Source organism: Polaribacter cellanae, assembly GCF_017569185.1.
In the GTDB taxonomy this organism is placed as follows: domain Bacteria; phylum Bacteroidota; class Bacteroidia; order Flavobacteriales; family Flavobacteriaceae; genus Polaribacter; species Polaribacter cellanae.
In genome coordinates this window covers 3,337,211-3,353,293 of the sequence record NZ_CP071869.1, presented here as the reverse complement: position 1 = coordinate 3,353,293, position 16,083 = coordinate 3,337,211, and the positions used below count along the sequence as shown (strand labels likewise).

At 30.0% G+C, this 16,083-nt stretch carries 15 protein-coding genes; 8 read left to right on the top strand and 7 right to left on the bottom strand.

The features are described 5' to 3' along the window. Nucleotides 1-57: 57 nt before the first annotated feature. Both J3359_RS15025 and J3359_RS15020 read right to left on the bottom strand, forming a co-directional pair. Nucleotides 58-1,062 carry a glycoside hydrolase family 113 gene (locus J3359_RS15025; protein ID WP_208077776.1) on the bottom strand — a complete coding sequence of 335 codons (1,005 nt, stop codon included), beginning with the start codon at nucleotides 1,060-1,062 and terminating at the stop codon, nucleotides 58-60. Nucleotides 1,063-1,089: 27 nt separating this feature from the next. Next, complete coding sequence (locus J3359_RS15020) at nucleotides 1,090-1,959, bottom strand: transporter family protein (protein ID WP_208077775.1); 870 nt, start codon at nucleotides 1,957-1,959, stop codon at nucleotides 1,090-1,092. A gap of 166 nt (nucleotides 1,960-2,125) precedes the next feature. Here J3359_RS15020 and J3359_RS15015 point away from each other — a divergent pair, with 166 nt between their 5' ends. Together J3359_RS15015 and J3359_RS15010 are read left to right on the top strand one after the other, a co-directional pair. Continuing rightward, nucleotides 2,126-3,478: an NAD(P)/FAD-dependent oxidoreductase gene (locus tag J3359_RS15015; protein WP_208077774.1), complete on the top strand. Its 1,353-nt coding sequence runs from the start codon at nucleotides 2,126-2,128 to the stop codon at nucleotides 3,476-3,478. Nucleotides 3,479-3,531: 53 nt separating this feature from the next. Next, nucleotides 3,532-5,154 carry a 4Fe-4S binding protein gene (locus tag J3359_RS15010; protein ID WP_208077773.1) on the top strand — a complete coding sequence of 541 codons (1,623 nt, stop codon included), beginning with the start codon at nucleotides 3,532-3,534 and terminating at the stop codon, nucleotides 5,152-5,154. Between the two features lie 312 nt (nucleotides 5,155-5,466). Here J3359_RS15010 and J3359_RS15005 read toward each other — a convergent pair whose 3' ends face one another. After that, nucleotides 5,467-6,468, bottom strand: coding sequence for a fasciclin domain-containing protein (locus J3359_RS15005; protein WP_208077772.1), 1,002 nt, complete (start codon nucleotides 6,466-6,468; stop codon nucleotides 5,467-5,469). Nucleotides 6,469-6,494: 26 nt separating this feature from the next. Beyond that, the gene (locus J3359_RS15000) at nucleotides 6,495-7,364 is read right to left on the bottom strand and encodes a hypothetical protein (protein WP_243765933.1); all 870 of its coding nucleotides are present in this window, start codon (nucleotides 7,362-7,364) and stop codon (nucleotides 6,495-6,497) included. Nucleotides 7,365-7,624: 260 nt separating this feature from the next. Between J3359_RS15000 and J3359_RS14995 the strand changes: the two genes are divergently transcribed. From J3359_RS14995 to J3359_RS14970, 6 genes are all read left to right on the top strand, one after another. Continuing rightward, entirely contained in the window at nucleotides 7,625-8,086 is a 462-nt protein-coding gene (locus J3359_RS14995) for a toxin-antitoxin system YwqK family antitoxin (RefSeq protein ID WP_208077769.1), read from the top strand. Next, the gene (locus tag J3359_RS14990) at nucleotides 8,086-8,778 is read left to right on the top strand and encodes a glycosyltransferase family 2 protein (protein ID WP_208077767.1); all 693 of its coding nucleotides are present in this window, start codon (nucleotides 8,086-8,088) and stop codon (nucleotides 8,776-8,778) included. The genes J3359_RS14995 and J3359_RS14990 overlap by 1 nt, the downstream gene beginning before the upstream one ends. After that, on the top strand, nucleotides 8,778-10,277 hold the full coding sequence (locus tag J3359_RS14985; protein ID WP_208077765.1) for a cellulose synthase family protein: 1,500 nt from the start codon (nucleotides 8,778-8,780) through the stop codon (nucleotides 10,275-10,277). The genes J3359_RS14990 and J3359_RS14985 overlap by 1 nt, the downstream gene beginning before the upstream one ends. After that, on the top strand, nucleotides 10,277-11,641 hold the full coding sequence (locus tag J3359_RS14980) for an MptA/MptB family glycosyltransferase (RefSeq protein WP_208077763.1): 1,365 nt from the start codon (nucleotides 10,277-10,279) through the stop codon (nucleotides 11,639-11,641). Before J3359_RS14985 ends, J3359_RS14980 begins: the two co-directional genes overlap by 1 nt. A gap of 66 nt (nucleotides 11,642-11,707) precedes the next feature. Further along, a complete protein-coding gene (locus J3359_RS14975) occupies nucleotides 11,708-12,736 on the top strand; it encodes a LacI family DNA-binding transcriptional regulator (RefSeq protein WP_208077761.1) in 1,029 nt (342 codons plus the stop codon). A gap of 34 nt (nucleotides 12,737-12,770) precedes the next feature. Next, entirely contained in the window at nucleotides 12,771-13,586 is an 816-nt protein-coding gene (locus J3359_RS14970; protein ID WP_208077759.1) for an HAD family hydrolase, read from the top strand. Nucleotides 13,587-13,676: 90 nt separating this feature from the next. Here J3359_RS14970 and J3359_RS14965 read toward each other — a convergent pair whose 3' ends face one another. The 3 genes from J3359_RS14965 to J3359_RS14955 are packed head-to-tail and all read right to left on the bottom strand — an operon-like array spanning nucleotide 13,677 to nucleotide 16,015. After that, on the bottom strand, nucleotides 13,677-14,630 hold the full coding sequence (locus J3359_RS14965) for a carbon-nitrogen hydrolase family protein (protein ID WP_208077757.1): 954 nt from the start codon (nucleotides 14,628-14,630) through the stop codon (nucleotides 13,677-13,679). Then, the gene (locus tag J3359_RS14960; RefSeq protein WP_208077755.1) at nucleotides 14,627-15,220 is read right to left on the bottom strand and encodes a hypothetical protein; all 594 of its coding nucleotides are present in this window, start codon (nucleotides 15,218-15,220) and stop codon (nucleotides 14,627-14,629) included. Before J3359_RS14960 ends, J3359_RS14965 begins: the two co-directional genes overlap by 4 nt. Before the next feature lie 3 nt (nucleotides 15,221-15,223). Further along, the gene (locus tag J3359_RS14955) at nucleotides 15,224-16,015 is read right to left on the bottom strand and encodes a DUF2797 domain-containing protein (RefSeq protein ID WP_208077753.1); all 792 of its coding nucleotides are present in this window, start codon (nucleotides 16,013-16,015) and stop codon (nucleotides 15,224-15,226) included. Nucleotides 16,016-16,083 lie beyond the last annotated feature (68 nt).

Genomic DNA, 16,083 nt, shown 5'->3' with positions numbered 1-16,083 from the left:
TTAAATTACTCAAATTTACAATCAATTCTTTAGAAAGAAAACGATAATTATCATATTTTATTGGGAATATAATTTTCTCAACAATTCTTCTGCTGGTTTATTTTGTGGTGTAAAACGATTATTTTTTTCTCCTCCAACTCGATCGTGACTATGAAACCATTTCCAAACAAAACCACCTGCAAACCAATCTTCTTGCCAAAATTGGTTGTGTATTGCTTGCAATCCATTTACTTGTGCCTGCAAATTTATACTTTCCACTACTCTATTGGAATTCCAAGGTTCTTTTCCAGAAAAATCGACACTTCTATACCCAAATTCAGTAAATAAAACTGGTTTATTAAATTGTTTCTGTACTTGTTTAATTTCCTCTTTATGTGGTTTCCAACCTTTCTCGAAATCTGCAACTGTTGGCGATTTTTTATCTGTTAATGGAAAATAAGCATCTACTCCAATAAAATCTAATTCACTCCAAAAAGGCACTCTTTTAAATTCATCCCAATTTGCTGCATACGTTAGTTTTCCTTTGTAAACTTTTCTAATTTCTTTGATTATTTTTTGCCAGTAATCGGGTCTATTTATTACAAATTGCTCTAATTCAGTTCCTATACATAAAATAGAAGCTTCTAACTTTTCTGCAACTTTTGCGTAGGTTAAAATAAATTCTAAATACGAGTTTTCTAAAATCGCCCAATTTTCTTCGGAAGTCATTTTTATATCTCCAGTAAACTCTCCATGATATACCCAAATATGTGGTTTTATCATTATTTTTATGCCTTGCTTTTTAAATTCTTTAGCATATTGTAACAAACCATTTTTGGTTTCTCCAAACCATTGCCTTTTTGTATTATGCATAATTTTAGGTATAGACAACTCTCTAATAAAACCAAAAGGCATCAAAGCAACGTAATTGCTTTGTACCTTTAGTACAGGGTTTATATGTGCTTGTTGTATAGTATCTCTTGATGCTACAAAACTTACTCCGTTAATTTTTTTAGTTTGGCTTCTACTACAGGAAAAACAGAATGGTATTAAAAGAAGTAAAAGGAAGTTTTTTGTTTTCATATTTCTCCCTAAAAATAGTTCTTTTTGTTAAAACAACGCTCTTAAACCAATGTTAAAACTTTGTCCTAAGCCAGTATCTTCTCCTCTTACAAATTTACTGTACAAAACTTCTAAATTTAAAGTTTGGTTCAATTGGTATTTTCCACCAAAACCCAATGCTGTAAAATCTTGTGTAAAATCTCCAAAACGTTGGTAATGTTGTACAAAACCTAAAACTGTAGATTTATCTGAGGGGAAATAACTCATAAAAACACCAGGAGCCAAAACAAATGTATTGTTGGCAAAACTTGTTTCTGCACCAAAATTATATTCTGTATTTAACTCTGTAAATAATTGCCAGTCTCCACTTGGTAAGGTATAATCGTAGAAAAATCTATTTTGAAAAGTGTATGCTGTTTGATCTAAGAAAACACCATCTGCATTTTTTTCATCTTTAAATAAAGGGATATGAAAAGCACTTTGAATAGAGAAATTTCCAACATTTTCTATTGGCTGAATTTTAACTGCAGGTGCAAAAGAAGACAATCCTTTTCTTGAGTTTACATCGCTTCCTAATTCAAAAACGGTTAATGCACTTCTTCCGTTAATCGTATTGGAACGATATTCTAAAATTGCACCAACATTTATCCTATTATTATCGGAAACACCAGTAAAAACCTCTATTGTAGATGTAAAATAATTTTCTCTAACTTTATCTTTTTTTACTCCTTTATTTATACTTTTTGTTTCTGTATATAAATTGTTGAAAAACTTAATATCCCACTGTCCTTTATTTAATAATTTTGAAGGTGTGTAGGTTTGTATGTTACTTTTACTATTGTTATCTTCTTGTGCGAAAGATTGAAAACTTACTACTAAAACTGCCGTAAATACTAATTTAAAAATTGATTTGTTCATTTTGATTGATTTTTATTTAATTGGATATTAAAAATTTGTAAGTAAGTCTTTACTTCTTACAATAACTTACAAAAAAAACAATCCTTTATTTAAATCGATTCTAAACTACATTTAAATTTTAAGTTCTTAACTTTAGCTTCGACATAAAAGCAACAATTAATTAAATATGGAACATATCGTTATTATTGGTAATGGAATTTCTGGTGTAACTGTAGCCAGACACATTAGAAAAAATTCTGATAAAAAAATTACCATTGTCTCTGCTGAGCATAAATACTTTTTTTCTAGAACAGCACTCATGTACATATATATGGGGCACATGAAGTTCGAACATACACAACCTTACGAAAATTGGTTTTGGGAAAAGAATAATATTGAATTAAAGAAAGGTTATGTTGCAAAAGTAGATACTGAAAACAAAAATTTAGAATTCTCGAACGGAACTTCTTTAACGTATTCTAAACTAATTATTGCAACTGGTTCTAAACCAAATAAATTTGGTTGGCCTGGGCAAGATTTAGAAGGAGTTATGGGAATGTATCATAAACAAGATTTAGAAAAGTTAGAAAAACATGCGCCAGATAATAAAACCTGTAAAAGAGCTGTAATTGTTGGAGGTGGATTAATTGGAATAGAATTGGCAGAAATGCTAAGAAGTAGAGATATTCCTGTTACTTTTTTAGTTCGTGAAGATAGTTTTTGGAATGGGGTTTTACCTGCACAAGAATCTAAAATGATTAACAATCATATAAAAGAACATCATATAGATTTACGTTTAAGCACCAATTTAAAAGAAATAAAATCCGATAAATTAGGCAAAGTAAGTTCTGTAATTATCGAAGAAACTGGCGAAGAAATATTTTGTAATGTAGTGGGGTTAACTGCTGGAGTTACACCAAATATCGACTTTTTAAAAGACAGTACTATCGAAACTAAAAAAGGGGTTTTAGTAAACCGTTTTTTAGAAACAAATATTAAAGATATTTATGCCATTGGCGACTGTGCAGAGCAACACGAAGCAATTGGACAAAGAAGAAATATTGAAGCGGTTTGGTACACAGGAAGAATGATGGGAGAAGCACTTGCACAAACCATTTGTGGAAATAAAACAGCATACAAACCCGGGCATTGGTTTAATTCAGCAAAATTCTTAGATATCGAATACCAAACGTATGGTTGGGTTTTTAGTGAAAAAAATAAACAAGAAAACGAAGCATATTTTCAATGGAAACATCCAAAAGAGCATAAATGTATTACCATTTCTTTTGATAAAAATTCTAATAAATTTTTAGGAATAAATACTTTCGGAATTCGAATGCGCCACGAAATTTTCGACAAATGGTTAACCGAAAACAAATCTATAGAATATGTTTTAGAATATTTAAGAGATGCTAATTTCGATCCAGAATTTTACAAACTACATGAAGCTGAAATTCTTAAAAAATTCAACAAAGAAAACAACACTAACATTCAATTGAAAAATAAAAGTTGGAAACGAATTTTTAGTAAAAGTAATTAAGAGAAATTCTATATCAAAAAAAAAGTATTTAATTTTTATAAAAAACTATCATTTTGAAAATCATAAAAAATTTAGGTCTAATTATCTTTTTAACAGGATTGGCCATATTTATAGGAACAATTTTTTCGGGTTCATTTAACTTAAAACAAGCCGAATTAGATTCTTTTTTAAAGGAAAAAAATTACAAAAGCACACTAATTAAAGATGCATTACAGGAAGCTGTTGTTACAGATAAAAAACTAAATATCTTCGAGTTTTCGAGTCGCGTTCGAAAAGCATATCAAAAATCGAATGATTATTACGATAAACAAATTGCAAAATACGAAGCAGAAAAAAATTGGGATAAAAAAGGGGAACAATATCAATATAAAATAAATGGAAAACCACACACCCTAAGCTTTAATTTGGCAAAAAAAGCAGGTAAAGGCTTTGTCACAGAAAACCCTGGTTTGGCTTGGTTTTTAACTTTTGGTTTGGGAATTCTTGGTGCATTGTTATTTATTCTTCCCAACTTAATTTTGTTGGGCAAACCTGGTATTAAAAACGATGGAATTTACCACGAATCTGCAACCAACAGAGGCTTTATTGCGTGGATGGTGCTTATCTTTTTAGTTTCCTTTTATTTGGTGTTATATTTCTTTGCAGATTATGTTGTAAACTGGACGTTTATTTTAGACCCAATAAGTCAGTTTTTGGCTGGCAGACCTGCCAGCCAATGGTTTGTTTATGGTTTTTTATATTGTACAGTTATGCTAACTATGGGTGTACGAATGTTTATAAAATACAGGCATAATAAATATCAAATTGTAAGAACTATTTCTGTCTTATTTTTTCAAATTGTGTTTGCTTTTTTAATTCCAGAAATTATGGCAAGCCTTCAAATGCCAGAATATGATTTTAAAAATGCTTTTCCTTTAGATTATGATTTTTTCTTTGAATGGAACCTTAAAAGTTTAACAGAAACTGGCGGAATTGGAATTTTCATCTTGGTTTGGGGAATCGTTTTAACCTTAGTAATTGTGCCAGTTATGGTGTATTTCTTCGGAAAACGTTGGTATTGTTCTTGGGTTTGTGGTTGTGGTGGTTTGGCTGAAACTTTAGGAGATCCTTATAGACAGCATTCCAACAAAAGTTTAAATGCTTGGAAGCTGGAAAGATGGTTAATTCATTCTGTTTTAGTTTTCTCTTTGGTAATGACTTTAGTAACACTTTATTGTTATTTTACAGGAGCACAATCGTTTTTAGGAATAAATTCTCAATGGATTAAAGACAGTTATAGTTTCTTAATTGGTGCTTGGTTCGCTGGGGTTATTGGAACCGGTTTTTATCCAATTTTCGGTAACAGAGTTTGGTGTCGTTTTGGATGCCCTTTAGCCGCCTATTTGGGTTTGGTACAACGTTTTAAATCGAGATTTAGAATTACCACAAATGGCGGCCAATGTATTTCGTGTGGAAATTGTTCTACATATTGCGAACAAGGAATTGATGTGAGAGCCTATGCACAAAAAGGAGAAAATATTGTAAGAGCCAGTTGTGTGGGTTGTGGAGTTTGTTCTGCAGTTTGTCCAAGAGGGGTTTTAAAATTAGAAAATGGTCCTGAAGATGGAAGAATAAATCCAACAGAAATTTTACTTGGAAATGATGTAGATTTAATGCAATTGGTGAATAAAAAATAATTTGCAGTTTCATAATTAATCATAAACTCAAAAATAAAATCACCTTTAAAAAGTTATTTATTTGTGATAAATTATTTCAATAAAAAATAAATAAAGGACTTTTTTTTAAAGGAGTCCTTTATTTATTAGATGTATTTTCGTTAATTAGAAAAAGTTCTTTGATTTAGAGCAAACTATTATTTTTTTAACAATTTAAGAAGCTCTATTTCAACATAAATACTACTTCAAAAAAAACTCTTGTAAAAAAATAAACCACAGATAAAATCTGTGGCTTATTAAATCAAATCAATCAATCACTCAAAAAAAAAGTTTTTATAAGTTTGGCAATAACACTCTATCGATAACGTGTACAATACCATTGGTTGTTTGCACATCTGGTATTCCCATATTTGCAACGTTACCTCCATTTCCAACACCTGTAACAGTAAGAGTTCCATTTGTAAAAGCCCCTAAAGTTAAATCGTCTCCACTTAAAGTAGTTACTGTACCTGCGTTTAATTCTGATGTAAATTTCCCATCATTTGCAATTACGTGGTTTAAAAGCACTTTTTGCACTGTTTCTTTTGGTAATTGACGAATATCTGCTGGCTTTTCGAATGTTAAACCAAGTGCCACTCCTAATTCTACAAAAGCTTTATCAGTTGGCGCAAACACTGTAAAAGAAGAACTTCCATTTGAAGCTGTAAGTGCATCTACTAACTCTGCATAAATTACTGCTTCTACCAAATAAGTTAATTCTGGATTTGTAAATACTTTCGCTGTTTGTAATGCGATTGCTGTTTGAACAATATCTGCTCCACTTGCAATCATTACTTTATCAATTACATGAACAGTACCATTACTTGCCATAACATCTGTAGCAAGAATTTTCGATCCGTTAATGTAAGTATCGTTTCCACGAGTAATAAAACGTCTGTCTACTGCAAGCGCAGATATAGAAGATCCTCCATTACTAATAGAGCTCCCTTTTAAATTTCCATTAGAAACATGATATAATAATGTATTCTTTAAAAACGATTTTTGAAGCACACCAAGTGTTTCACTATTTAATCCTAACCTTGCAAATGCACCATTCGTAGGTGCAAAAACTGTATAAGCTCCACTTGGATCATCTGGGTTAGAGTTACTTAGATCTCCAACAACGCCTCCTGCAACTGCTGCTGTTTCTAGTGTGCTAAAATCGGCATTAGAAACTGCAATATTTGCAATTGAAGGTAATTCGTCCTCGTAACTAGAGGCTGTTTCGCATGAATATAAAAAGCTAATTGTAATGATAGAAATTAGCGTGTATTTTAAAATATATAAATTTTTCATAATTGTAAGTTTTGTTAAGTTTTTAATTAAAATGAGTATACCAATCCTCCGTAAAATCCAGTAGCTTTCCCTAAGTTTCTACCAGAAATGTAAGCATTTGTTCCTGCTGTAACTCCTATTTCTTTTGTAAATGGATAAAAAGCATTGACACCAATTCTTGTATAATTTACACGCGTTGCAGGAAAAAATCCGGTAAAACCTTCTCCTAAAATATCTACTCCACTATCATCTGATAATTGATTTGCAACAAAAGCATCTACATAAAATTTAGAAGCAGCATAACCAATTTTTAACTCACTTAATAATGCATTTGGCACTTCATTACTTCTTACACTATACCCTAATTGACCTGTTGTAAAAAAACCAGATTGTAATTTAAAAGTAGCAATACCAAAAGCATTATACGTAGTTGCCTGGTTACCAATTGCAATAATAGATTGTAAATCTTCATCTGCATTATAATTTCCTATAGGCGTTTCGATACCAGCAGCACCAATAAAGTCTAAGGTACTTTTCTCAAAATTAATGGTATGAAACCTATATTTTGCATATACTTTTAAATCTTGAACTCCTTTTCTTTCGTTTTCAAAACCATTATTTGCTAAAACTGCATCAGAAGCATTTCCTTCTGCTCTAATATAAGGTACATTTAAAACTACATTAAAGTTATCTGAAACACCAACCTCTCCAAAAAACGATACACTACTAATAATTACATCGTTAAAAGTAGGTACACCATTAATTTCATTGGGTACTAAAAAAACTTTACTATAAGATTCTTTAGAATAGGATAAGACCACAGACCCTTCTCCAGATTTTTTCATAAAACCATTCACTGGACTTTGTGCAATACATACACTCGATAATAATAGGCATAAACCTATAACTGTTTTCATTTTGTTTGTCATAATTTTAGTTTTTTTTTGTTAGTGACACTTTATATACGAGAAAAAGAAGCTTGCGGTTTTATTTTTCTTTAAAAAAACCAAAAAATTAAAAAACTCGTATATAAAATGTGTTGCACATGAAAGTTTGTCTTATTTAAAACGACAACAAAAACAAGAGATTAACCAAAGCTTAAAAAAACATTAAATAAAGGTATCTATCTTATTTAGATAGTTTTTTTTTAAAATGAAAACATTAAAATTTAAAGAATATGTTTCTAAAATATATGACCGTTTTATTTTTCTTAACAACCACAAACCAAAAAGAATTTGTTAAAAATCATGATGAAAAAGGCAATTTAAAATCTGCAGGATGGATACTAAATGAGCAAAAAGTAGATTTTTGGACTTTTTATTACACAAATGGAAATATAGAAAAAAAAGGTCATTTTAATTATGATAAAAAAACAGGTTATTGGTACTTTTACGCAAAAAATAATAAACTACTTAAAGAAGGTAGTTATATAAATAATAAAGCTAGTAATTGGTGGATTTTTTACGATAAAGACACAAAGACAAAAATTCAGTATAAGAATGGTAAAAAAGATGGATATTCTTTAATTTATTATAAAAATCGTCTAAAAAAAACCGAACGTTACAAGTCTAATAAAAAAATTGGAGAATGGACTTCTTATTTTAGTTTTAAGAGAGACAACCCAAACACAAAATTTTAATGAATTTAAAAATTAAAGTAATAATTCCTGCTTATAACGAGCAAGATTCCATTGGAAATGTTATAAAAGATATTCCTAAAAACGTACAAGAAATTATTGTTATTAGTAATAATTCTACAGATAATACAAAAGAAAATGCCTACAATGCTGGTGCAACTGTTTTATCTGAAGATAGAAAAGGCTATGGTTATGCTTGTTTAAAAGGAATAGAATATATTGCAAACCAAGAAATAAAACCAGACATTGTTGTTTTTTTAGATGGCGATTATTCCGATTATCCAGAACAATTAACAGAAATTATATCTCCTATTATTAATAAAAATATCGATTTTGTAATTGGTGCTCGTGCAAAATATCTTCGTGAAAATGGTGCTATGACTCCACAACAAGTTTTTGGAAATTGGTTAGCAACTTTTTTAATGAAAATATTTTTTGGAGCAAAATTTACAGATTTAGGCCCTTTTAGAGCGATTAAATATAATAAATTGCTAGCCTTAAATATGGAAGATAAAACCTATGGCTGGACCGTGGAAATGCAATTAAAAGTATTAAAGCATAAAATGTCTTACGTAGAAATTCCTGTAAAATACAGAAACAGAATTGGCGTTTCTAAGGTTTCTGGAACCATAAAAGGAAGTATTATGGCCGGAATTAAAATTTTAGGTTGGATTTTTAAATATAGTTTCAAGTAATGATATTAGATACTATCGTCGTAATAACAATTGTAATTTATTCAATATCGCTACTGCTTATTTTCATGTATGCTTTGGCACAATTAAACTTGCTCTTCAATTATTTAAAAGCGCAAAAAAAAACAGATACTTCAAAGAAATTCGATTTTACAAATCCCGATAAAATTCCATTCGTAACCATACAATTGCCTGTTTATAACGAATTGTATGTAATGAAACGTTTGCTAAAAAATATCGCAAAATTACAATATCCTTTAGATAAATTGGAAATTCAGGTTTTAGACGATTCTACAGACGAATCTATCGAAACGACTGCAAAACATATCAAAAAAATTCAAGAAAAAGGAATCGATATAAAACATATTAGACGTAGCAACAGACAAGGTTTTAAAGCGGGTGCACTTAAAGAAGGTTTAAAAATAGCAAAAGGAGAGTTTATTGCCATTTTCGATGCCGATTTTCTACCACAAAAAACGTGGTTGCACCAAACTGTTCCTTATTTTAAGGATGATAAAGTTGGGGTGGTTCAAACACGTTGGGGACACATCAATAGAAATTATTCTACGTTAACTAAAATACAGGCTTTTGCTTTAGACGCACATTTTACTTTAGAACAAGTGGGTAGAAATAGCAAAGGACATTTTATAAATTTTAATGGAACTGCTGGTGTTTGGCGTAAAGAATGTATTTACGATGCAGGCAATTGGGAAGGAGACACACTTACAGAAGATTTAGATTTAAGCTACAGAGCACAGTTAAAAAAATGGGAATTTAAGTACTTAGAAAATGTAGAAACACCTGCAGAATTACCAATTGTTATTAGCGCAGCAAGATCGCAACAATTTCGTTGGAACAAAGGTGGTGCAGAGAATTTTCAAAAAATGATGCGTCGTGTAATAAGAAGTAAAAATATTTCTTTTAAAACAAAAATACACAGTATTTTGCATTTACTAAACAGTTCTATGTTTACCTGTATTTTTTTAGTGGCGGTTTTAAGTATTCCAATGTTATACATTAAAAATGAGTTCGAACATTTAAAGATATATTTTTATGTGATGAGCTTTTTTGTAATAAGTTCTTTAATATTTTTTATCTGTTATTGGCACATGTACAAAAATATTTATGGAGGTGGTTTCTTAAATTTTATAAAATATATTGGTGCATTTTTCACTTTCTTTTCTATTGCAATGGGGTTTTCTTTACACAATACAATTGCAGTTTTAGAAGGTCATTTTGGTAAAAAAAGTGAATTTATAAGAACCCCAAAATTCAATATTAAAAATATAAAAGACGCTTGGAAAACCAACAAGTACATCAAACAAAAACCATCTGGGCACGTAATTATCGAAGGTGTTTTAGCCATTTATTTCGCTTATGGAATGTACAGCGCATTTATTGTAGGGAATGAAGATGGCGATTTCGGTCTTTTCCCTTTCCACTTAATGCTTTTTATTGGTTTTAGTTACGTGTTTTTTAAATCTATTTTCTCCAAAGCATAATGCCTTTATCAGAAAAAAATAAAGCCTTATTTTTAATTAGTAGCAGCGTAATTCTGTATTTTTTCTTTGCCTATTTTTTAGAAAGAACCAGTTTTTATCCGCTTTTATTTCTTTGGTTTTCTTTGTTCGCTTGTTTCTATTTTATATTGAAAAATAAAAGCATTCCTTTTTCCACTTATGTAGGCATTATGATGCTTTTCAGGATTGTGTTCTTATTTTCAATTCCAAATTTATCACAAGATTTCTATCGTTTTATTTGGGATGGTCGCATGATTTTTAATGGTTTTAATCCGTATTTATCATTACCAGAAAATTTTATACAACAAAACTTAACACCAGTTTTAGATGCTGTGGAATTGTATCGTGGAATGGGCGAATTAAATGGGAGCCACTATACAAATTACCCACCATTAAATCAGTTGTGTTTTTTAATTGCTGCAATTTTTGCGAGTAAAAGTATTTTCGGTTCTGTAATTGTACTTCGAAGTATTATTATTTTGGCAGATATTGGTATTTTATACTTCGGAAAAAAACTATTGGAACGATTAAATTTACCAATAAAAAATATTCTTTGGTATGTTTTGAATCCGTTTGTTATCATAGAAATGACAGGAAATTTACATTTCGAATCTGTAATGCTATTTTTCTTGGTTTGGGGTTTGTACAAATTACATCAACAAAAATGGATTTGGGCAGCCGTTTTAATCGCTTGTTCTGTTTCCATAAAATTGATTCCATTACTATTTTTACCCTTGTTTTTTCAGTGGTTTGTTTCGTATCGCAAAACCTCAAAGGTTTTTAAAACCTTTGAGGTTTGGAAATTAATCGGTTTTTACACAATAATTTTAGCAACCACCCTCCTATTATTTCTTCCCTTTTATTCTTCAGAATTAATAGCAAATTACTCCAACTCGGTTGGTTTATGGTTTCGAAATTTCGAATTTAATGCAAGTTTCTACTACATTTTTCGAGAAATTGGCTACTTATTTAGAGGATATAATGAAATTGCAATTATTGGAAAAATCACACCTATTTTAACTGTTTTATTTCTAATTTTTATTACTTTTTTTAGAAAAAACAGCAATTTAAAACAATTGATAACTGCCATGTTATTTAGTTTGTGTTTTTACTATTTTACAGCCACTACAGTGCATCCTTGGTATTTAGCAACACCTTTAATTTTATCTGTTTTTACGAAATATAAATTTCCAGTAGTTTGGACTTTCGTAATCGTTTTAACTTACCAAGCGTATGCTAATAATCCATGGAAAGAAAATTTATGGCTTGTTGGTTTAGAATATTTAGCGGTTTTTTCTTTCTTGGTTTATGAGCTTCAGCAAAATTGTAAAATGAAGAAATTGTAAAATCTTTATAGTACTCTCTATTTCTGATGAGATTTTTGTATTTTAGTAGCTTATATTTTATCATATATGAAAAGACTTACCATAAAAGACATTGCTAAAGAATTTGATGTTTCTATTTCAACAGTATCTAAAGCGTTGAATGATAGTTATGAAATTAGTGTAAGTACGAAAGAGAAAATTCAGAAATACGCTAAAGAAAACAACTACAAACCTAATTTTAATGCGTTAAGCTTAAAAAATAGGCAGACGAAAACAATAGGAATTCTAATCCCGAATATGTTAAACTATTTTTTCGCCCAAGTTTTTAACGGCATGGAAAAAGTAGCTAACGAAAAAGGTTATAAAATTATTTCTTGTATTTCCAATGAATCTTTTCAAAAAGAGGTGGAAACCATAGAAATGCTTTCTAATGGAAGTATCGATGGTTTTATTTTATCGCTTGCAGAAGAAACTGTGCTAAAAAACGATTTTAAACACTTGAAAGATTTAATAGATAATGGAACTCCAATTGTAATGTTCGATAGAGTTGCAGAACCTATTAAATGCGACAAAGTAATTACAGACGATTTTGACGGAGCTGCAAAAACGGTTAAATATTTAGCAAAAACGGGATGTAAACACATTGCTTTTATATCTACAATTAGCAATTTAAAAGTAGGTAAAAAAAGACATCAAGGTTATTTAAAAGGTTTAGAAAATGCAAATTTAGCAGTCGACAATCATATAATTATTAATATTATTGATGAAGATTATAAAAATTACGAAAGTATTTTAAAACCAATTTTCGATGCAAATAAAATAGATGCAGTTATTGCAACAGACGAATCTTCTGCAATTGCAGCAATGAAAGTTGCACAAAAAAACGGACATAAAATACCAGAAAACTTCTCTGTAGTTTCTTTTTCTAACGGAATTTTGGCAAGACATTCTAGCCCAAAATTAACGACTGTAAGTCAGCATGGAGAAATCATGGGAGCAACTGCAGCAGAAATGCTAATTAACAGATTGGAAGATAAATCGGACGTTAAAGAAGCACCACAAACCGTTATTATTAAAACCGATTTGGTAGAGCGTAATTCTACAAAAAAAGCCTAATTCCAACCACTTTTTACCGATAAGAATTCCATTTATGAATTTAAAGAAAATAAAGTTAGTTGTTTCTGATATGGATGGAACGTTACTAAACTCTAATAATGAAGTAAGTACATCTTTTTTTGAACTTTTTCAAAAATTAAAAGAAAAAAATATTCATTTTTGTGCCGCAAGCGGAAGACAATACAATAGCATTGTAGATAAATTAGCACCTATTAAAAATGAGATTTATGTAATTGCAGAAAATGGTGCAATTGCTAAAAAAGGAGAGGAAGTTTTACTTTTAAATTCTTTAAATTCAGATAAAATTATTGATATTATTCCTACTCTACGAAAAATTGATGGAGCAAATATGGTCTTGTGTTCACAAGATTCAGCATATATAGAAAGTAAAGATGCTCGTTTTATTAATTTATTTCAAGAATATTATTATAGCTATCAAGTAGTGGACGATTTAGTTGAAATTGCAAAAACAACTCCTATTTTAAAGATTGCTGTGTATCATTTTAATTCTTCGGAAAAATTTATTTATCCTGAAATAGAACATTTAAAAAACGATTATCTTTTAAAAGTTTCTGGACAAAATTGGTTAGACATTTCTACTGATAAAGCTAATAAAGGGAACGCTTTAAAAGCAATTCAAAAAATCTTAAATGTAACCAAAGAAGAAACCATGGTTTTTGGCGATTACCATAATGATATTGAAATGTTACAAGAAGCTGAGTTTAGTTTTGCTATGGAAAATGCTCATGAAGATATTAAAGAAATTGCAAAACATGCTACTAAAAGTAATAATCACCTTGGGGTTGAGAGTGTTTTGGAAAAGTTGGTTGAAAACAAAATCCCATCTTAATCTTCCCAAAGGGAAGAAACTCATACTCTATAGTATGTTTCTTTGTGAACCTTTGTGTGACTTTGCGTTCCTGTTTTTTCAAACAAAATCTTAATCCTCATAAGAAACCGTACTTTGTCTTTCTCTATTTATATGCAACTTTGTTACATCTGGTCTTGAATAGTGTCCAACAACATCAAAATTTTGTCTTTCTTCTAAAACACGATTAAAATCGAGTGTTTCTATAATTAAACCTTCTTTATGCAAAACTGGTGCTACCAACCACTCTCCATCAGGAGAAGCAATACAGGAACCTCCATTTGCTAAAATTTCGGGTGCATCTTTTACTATTTTATTATAGTGTGGAATGTCTTTTGGAAAATCGGTTTTTGCCATTAAACTGGAAACAGAAATTACAAAAGAACGCGATTCTCTTGCGATAAAACGTGTAATATCTTTGGTATTATAATCGCTTCCAGGCCAAACTGCAATGTGTAAATTTTCTCCCAAACCATACAACGCTGTTCTTGGTAAAGGCATCCAATTTTCCCAACAATTTAAACCGCCCAAAGTAAAATCTTTTAATGAATGTACTTGCAAACCATTTCCATCTCCTGGAGCCCAGGTTAGTCGCTCATCAAATGTTGGTTGTAATTTTCTATGGACAGATTTTATTTTACCTTCTTCATTTATATACACTAAAGAAGCGTAAATGCTATGCCCTCCTCTATTTTGTGCGCGTTCCATAATTCCTAAATAAATAGCAATTTTGTTTTCTTTTGCCAATTTACAAATGGAATCTAACTCTCCTTTTTCTATGGTAATAGAATTTCTTACATAATGTGCATGAATTTCTTTCTGAGTTTTAGAATTCCATGTTGCGCCATTTGTTAATGCAATCCAAAATGGATAACCTGGTAATAATGCTTCTCCAAAAACAATTAATTCGCAGTTTTCTTTGGATGCATCTAAAATAGATTTCTCAATTTTTCGGATTGTCTTTTCTTTGTTTAACCAAACTGGAGAAATTTGCGCTAATGCTACTTTTAATAAATTACTATTCATAATTCTTCGATTATTTCATTTGGACTTAGAGGTGGTGTAAGTGGAAAAACTGGTTTCAAAAGATAGTCTAACATAATACCTAATTTGATACTATCTTTATTTTTAATATCAGTTTTATTGTAAACTTCCACTAAATTTAAAAGTATCTTTTTCAATTTTCCCGAACTATCATCTCTTTCTAAAATTAACCTAATATAAGCTCTTTTATAAGAAAAAGCATAATAGTATTCTTTGTCATTATTTTCATAGTGCAATTTTAAATATTTAGATAAATCGCTTATGGGAAACATACCCTTCATCAAATCTAAACTATCATTTCTTATATAAAGCCCATTTCTCTCTCTTATATATCCACCTGTATAAGTAAAAGGTGATATTTTATAGATTTTGTTGGAGTCTTTAATTTCAATAAAGTGTCTTTTCCCTTTAAATATTTGATTTGTTAAAGAATCTACAATTTCTCCATAGCTTAAATTTTCAATAATAATTTCTTTAGGTTTATTTTCATCAAAAAAAGATTTTGATGGATAATAATAAACCTCCTTCTTACAAGAAAAAATCACAATCAAGAAAATAAGAAACTTATTCATTTTTTATATTTCTATAGAAACCACCAAACCTTCATTACTCCTTACATTAAAAACCGTTTCGTCTTCAAAAATTAAATATTGTCCTTTTATTCCGACTAATTTTCCTTTATAAATAGGTGTTTTTATCAAATTTAAACTCTTAGGTTTTAATGGATATTTTTTTACAGGAAAGTTTAAATTCGTTTCAGAATTACTGTTTATAAAATATGCTTTGGCTTCCTCAGGAATGTATTGTTCTAATTTATTTCGCCATTCCACTAAATTTTCATCATCTACATCGTTCTTTAGCATTTTTCGCCAATTGGTTTTATCGGCAACATGCTCTTTTAAGGCAACTTCTGTAATTCCTGCTAAATATCTGTTGGGCACTTCCACAATTTCTATGGCTTCGTGTGCTCCTTGATCTATCCAACGTGTTGGAACTTGTGTTTTTCTGGTAACACCCACTTTTACGTTGCTAGAATTTGCCAAATACACAATATGTGGTTGTAGTTGCACCGATTTTTCGTACACCAAATCACGGTCTTCTTGGTCTAAATGTGCTGTGCTTAATTCGGGTCTCATAATCCAATCTCCAGCAGAAGGAATGTCGAAAAAACACGATTTACAAAATCCTTGTCTATATATTTCTTTTTCTAAATGACAATTTAAACATTCGTATTTCACAAAAGAAATCGTAAATTCCTTATTTAACAGCTGATTCATGTTTAAAAAATCGGAATTCATGTCTAAATAATATTGAATTTCTTCCGCGTTTTCCGTTTTCATTTTTTTTAAAACTCCTTGGTATGTCATCTCACAAATTTTAGTATTTTTAAACTTCGGTTTTAAAGTGCTTTTCGTTTTAAAATCCAACTAAACAA

Coding starts and splice junctions, on each gene's coding strand:
- J3359_RS15025 (WP_208077776.1), bottom strand. CDS start 1,062: ATGAAAACAAAAAACTTCCTTTTACTTCTTTTAATACCATTCTGTTTT.
- J3359_RS15020 (WP_208077775.1), bottom strand. CDS start 1,959: ATGAACAAATCAATTTTTAAATTAGTATTTACGGCAGTTTTAGTAGTA.
- J3359_RS15015 (WP_208077774.1), top strand. CDS start 2,126: ATGGAACATATCGTTATTATTGGTAATGGAATTTCTGGTGTAACTGTA.
- J3359_RS15005 (WP_208077772.1), bottom strand. CDS start 6,468: ATGAAAAATTTATATATTTTAAAATACACGCTAATTTCTATCATTACA.
- J3359_RS15000 (WP_243765933.1), bottom strand. CDS start 7,364: ATGAAAACAGTTATAGGTTTATGCCTATTATTATCGAGTGTATGTATT.
- J3359_RS14995 (WP_208077769.1), top strand. CDS start 7,625: ATGTTTCTAAAATATATGACCGTTTTATTTTTCTTAACAACCACAAAC.
- J3359_RS14990 (WP_208077767.1), top strand. CDS start 8,086: ATGAATTTAAAAATTAAAGTAATAATTCCTGCTTATAACGAGCAAGAT.
- J3359_RS14985 (WP_208077765.1), top strand. CDS start 8,778: ATGATATTAGATACTATCGTCGTAATAACAATTGTAATTTATTCAATA.
- J3359_RS14980 (WP_208077763.1), top strand. CDS start 10,277: ATGCCTTTATCAGAAAAAAATAAAGCCTTATTTTTAATTAGTAGCAGC.
- J3359_RS14975 (WP_208077761.1), top strand. CDS start 11,708: ATGAAAAGACTTACCATAAAAGACATTGCTAAAGAATTTGATGTTTCT.
- J3359_RS14970 (WP_208077759.1), top strand. CDS start 12,771: ATGAATTTAAAGAAAATAAAGTTAGTTGTTTCTGATATGGATGGAACG.
- J3359_RS14965 (WP_208077757.1), bottom strand. CDS start 14,630: ATGAATAGTAATTTATTAAAAGTAGCATTAGCGCAAATTTCTCCAGTT.
- J3359_RS14960 (WP_208077755.1), bottom strand. CDS start 15,220: ATGAATAAGTTTCTTATTTTCTTGATTGTGATTTTTTCTTGTAAGAAG.
- J3359_RS14955 (WP_208077753.1), bottom strand. CDS start 16,015: ATGACATACCAAGGAGTTTTAAAAAAAATGAAAACGGAAAACGCGGAA.